This window comes from Pseudoroseomonas cervicalis ATCC 49957 (genome assembly GCF_000164635.1).
GTDB lineage: Bacteria > Pseudomonadota > Alphaproteobacteria > Acetobacterales > Acetobacteraceae > Pseudoroseomonas > Pseudoroseomonas cervicalis.
Genome location: NZ_GG770777.1, coordinates 1560394 through 1563899, shown reverse-complemented (window position 1 = coordinate 1563899; position 3506 = coordinate 1560394). Strand labels below are relative to the sequence as shown.

Below are 3506 nucleotides of genomic sequence, written 5' to 3'. Positions count from 1 at the left end.
CTGCCGGGCTGCGAGCCGCCGAGCGTCGGCGGGTTGGCGCCCTGCGCCGAGGGGGCGGTGGGCTGGGTCGTCGTCGTGCTGCCCGGGGCGGGGGTGGTGCTCGTGGCGCCGCCGCTGGTGTTGCCGGTCACGTTGGGCTGGCCTGCCGTCGGGCCGGCGCCCGAACCCGGGCTGCCGGAACCCTGCTGCGCCAGGGCGGCGCCACTCATGCCGATCAGGGCGGCGGCGGTGAAGGCGAGCATCGAACTCCGCATGAACATCCTCCTGGATCTGTCGCGCCCGGGGCGCGGAAGCGTCTCGGCGGGGTAACGGCGCGGATCCGGCGCGGGTTGCGGGAAAACGCATGCCTGCCTTTGACCGGTGCGGCGGATTGCGTCACTGTTCCCCTTTCCGCGTGGACGCCGCGCGACAGGCGCGCGGGCCGCGGAAAGATCCGGAGAGTTGCTCGCGTGATCCCCGCCCTGATGCCGACCTACAACCGTGCCGACCTTGCCTTCGAGCGGGGCGAGGGCGCCTGGCTGTGGACGGTGGAGGGCCGACGATTCCTGGATTTCGGCAGCGGCATCGCCACCACCTCCATCGGGCACGCGCATCCGCACCTGGTGCGGACCGTCGCCGAGCAGGCGGCCAAGGTGATGCACGTCTCCAACCTCTACCGCGTGCCGCAGGCCGAGCGCCTGGCGGCGCGGCTGGTCGAGACCTCCTTCGCCGACAGCGTCTTCTTCTGCAACTCGGGCGCCGAGGCGAATGAAGGCATGATGAAGGCCGTCCGCAAATACCATGCGGAGAACGGCCACCCGGAGAAGTTCCGCTTCATCTGCTTCGAGGGCGCCTTCCACGGCCGCACCCTCGCGGCGCTGGCCGCCACCGGCAACCCGAAATACCTGGAGGGCTTCGGCCCGGCGCCGGAAGGGTTCGACCACATCCCCTTCGGCAACATGAACGCGGTGCGCGACGCCATCGGCCCGAACACCGCCGCCATCATGATCGAGCCGATCCAGGGCGAGGGCGGCGTGCGCCCGGCCGAGCTGCGCTTCCTGCGCGAGCTGCGCGCGGTGTGCGACGAGTTCGGCCTGCTGCTCGCCCTCGATGAGGTGCAGACCGGCATGGGGCGCTCGGGCAAGCTCTGGGCGCACCAGTGGGCGGGCATCGAGCCGGACGTGATGTCCTCGGCCAAGGGCATCGGCGGCGGCTTCCCGCTCGGCGCCATCCTGGCCAAGGAGAAGGTGGCGAAGTACCTGAAGCCGGGCACCCACGGCACCACCTATGGCGGCAACCCGCTGGCCTGCGCCGCCGGCAACGCGGTGCTCGACGTCATCCTGGCGCCGGGCTTCCTGGAGCAGGTGGACCGCGTGGCGCGCCATCTCTGGCGCTCGATGCAGGATCTGGCCGCGCGCCACCCGCAGGTGGCGACGGGCGTGCGCGGCGCCGGCCTGCTGCTCGGCCTGCAGCTGGTGCCGGAGGTGACCAACACCGAGTTGCAGGCCGCCGCCGTGGCGGAGGGGCTGCTGACGGTGGCGGCGGGGCAGAACGTGCTGCGCGTCGCGCCCTCGCTGATCATCACCGAGGCCGAGGTGGACCAGGCGGTCGAGATGCTCGACCGCGCGCTGCGCCGCGTCACCCCGTCCCAGGCGAAGGTGGCGGCCAAGTGAGCGCCCAGGTGCAACCGGCCGCGTCGCGTGAAGGGGGGGCTGCGAAGCCCCCCCGGCATTTCCTGGAGCTGGCGGATTTCGACGCCGCCACGCTGCGCCACATGCTGGCGCTGGCCGCCGACGCCAAGGCCGGCCGCGTGCCGGAGAAGCCGCTGGCCGGCAAGTCGGTGGCGCTGATCTTCGAGAAGCCCTCGACCCGCACCCGCGTCTCCTTCGAGGTCGGCATCCAGAAGCTGGGCGGCCATGCCGTGGTGCTCTCGGCGCGCGACATGCAGCTTGGCCGCGGCGAGAGCGTGGCGGACACCGCCCGCGTCCTGTCGCGCTACGTGGACGCCATCATGCTGCGCACCGACAGCGTGGCGAAGCTGCGCGGCCTGGCCGAGCACGCCACCGTGCCGGTGATCAACGGGCTGACCGACGTCTCCCACCCCTGCCAGCTGATGGCCGACATCCTCACCTTCGAGGAGCATCGCGGCCCGGTGGCGGGCAAGGTCTTCGCCTGGACCGGCGACGGCAACAACGTCGCGCAGAGCTTCATCCAGGCGGCCGCGCGCTTCGACTTCACGCTGCGCCTCGCCACCCCGCCGGAGCTGGCGCCGCCGGCCCAGCTGGTCGACTGGGCGCGGCGCGAGGGGGCGCGGGTCGAGCTGACCTCCGACCCGGTCGAGGCGGTGCGCGGCGCCGATTGCGTGGTGACCGACACCTGGGTCTCCATGTCGGACGAGAAGGAGGACGGGCCGTCGGCCCGCCACAACATGCTCGCCCCCTACCAGCTGAACGCCGCGCTGCTGCGCCACGCGAAGCCGGAGGCCATCGTGCTGCACTGCCTGCCCGCCCATCGCGGCGAGGAGATCACCGAGGAGGTGATCGAGGGGCCGCAGAGCGTGGTGTTCGACGAGGCGGAGAACCGGCTGCACGCGCAGAACGGCGTGCTGCTCTGGGCCCTGGCCGGGCTCTAGCCCCCGGCCGTCCCCCCCGCCCTGGCGCCCTGCTGCAACGTGAGCGGGCTAGTTAACCAAATGGCAATATCGCTTGGCGATTAGGATGGTTTCCTTGCCCCGGGAAACCCGAGATGCCCCTGTTCCGCTGGCTTGCCGCCCTGCCACGCCGCCTGGGCGTGGTGACCTGCCTGCTGACCATCACCCTCATGGCCGTGCTGGTCGCCGCCGGCTCCGTCGCCTTCGCGCTGACCGAGGAGGTGCGCCAGGGCATGCTGGAACGCTCGCAGCAGCGGCTGGAGAGCAATCTCGGCATGCTGAAGGCGCTGCTGGCGCAGCAGGGCAGCGAATGGCGGCTGGAGGGCGACCAGCTGCTGCTCGGCGGCCAGCCGCTGAACGGCCGCAACGAGGTGGTGGACACGGTGAAATCCATCACCGGCGGCGTCGCCACCCTGTTCGCCGGCGACACCCGCATCGCCACCAATGTGCAGCGCCCGGATGGCAGCCGCGCCGTCGGCACCAAGCTGGCCGCCGGCCCCGCCTATGACGCGGTGTTCCGCCGTGGCGAGACCTATCGCGGCGTGGCGACGATCCTGGGCAGCGACCACCAGACCATCTACGAGCCGGTCCGCGACGCCTCCGGCCGCGTCATCGGCCTGCTCTTCGTGGGCCAGCCGCTCGCCACCGTCTATGCCCAGATCGCCGACCTGCAGCGCCAGGGGCTGGTCGCCGGCGCCGTCGCCATGCTGGTGGTCGGGCTGCTGGCCTGGCTGCTGACGCGGCTGGCGCTGCGCCCGCTGCGCGGCCTGGCGCGCGCGGTGCACGACATCTCCGAGGGGCGGCTCGACCTCGACCCGCCCTGCACCGACCGCCGCGACCTGCTGGGCGAGATCGGCCGTGCCGTGCAGCGCCTGGC

At 72.3% G+C, this 3506-nt stretch carries 4 protein-coding genes; 3 read left to right on the top strand and 1 reads right to left on the bottom strand.

All coding sequences use genetic code 11. The features are described from left to right. The coding region (locus HMPREF0731_RS25080; RefSeq protein WP_408734757.1) for a hypothetical protein at positions 1 to 254 on the bottom strand (254 nt) is incomplete at its 3' end. A gap of 195 nt (positions 255 to 449) precedes the next feature. Between HMPREF0731_RS25080 and HMPREF0731_RS06735 the strand changes: the two genes are divergently transcribed. The 3 genes from HMPREF0731_RS06735 to HMPREF0731_RS06725 form a co-directional block, all read left to right on the top strand. Then, positions 450 to 1652, top strand: coding sequence for an aspartate aminotransferase family protein (locus HMPREF0731_RS06735; protein WP_007003306.1), 1203 nt, complete (start codon positions 450 to 452; stop codon positions 1650 to 1652). Further along, positions 1649 to 2611 (top strand): ornithine carbamoyltransferase, encoded by a 963-nt coding sequence (argF, locus tag HMPREF0731_RS06730; protein WP_007003305.1) that lies wholly within the window; start codon positions 1649 to 1651, stop codon positions 2609 to 2611. The genes HMPREF0731_RS06735 and argF overlap by 4 nt, the downstream gene beginning before the upstream one ends. A gap of 113 nt (positions 2612 to 2724) precedes the next feature. Further along, positions 2725 to 3506: cache domain-containing protein (locus HMPREF0731_RS06725; protein ID WP_007003304.1), on the top strand; the 782-nt coding region annotated here is incomplete at its 3' end.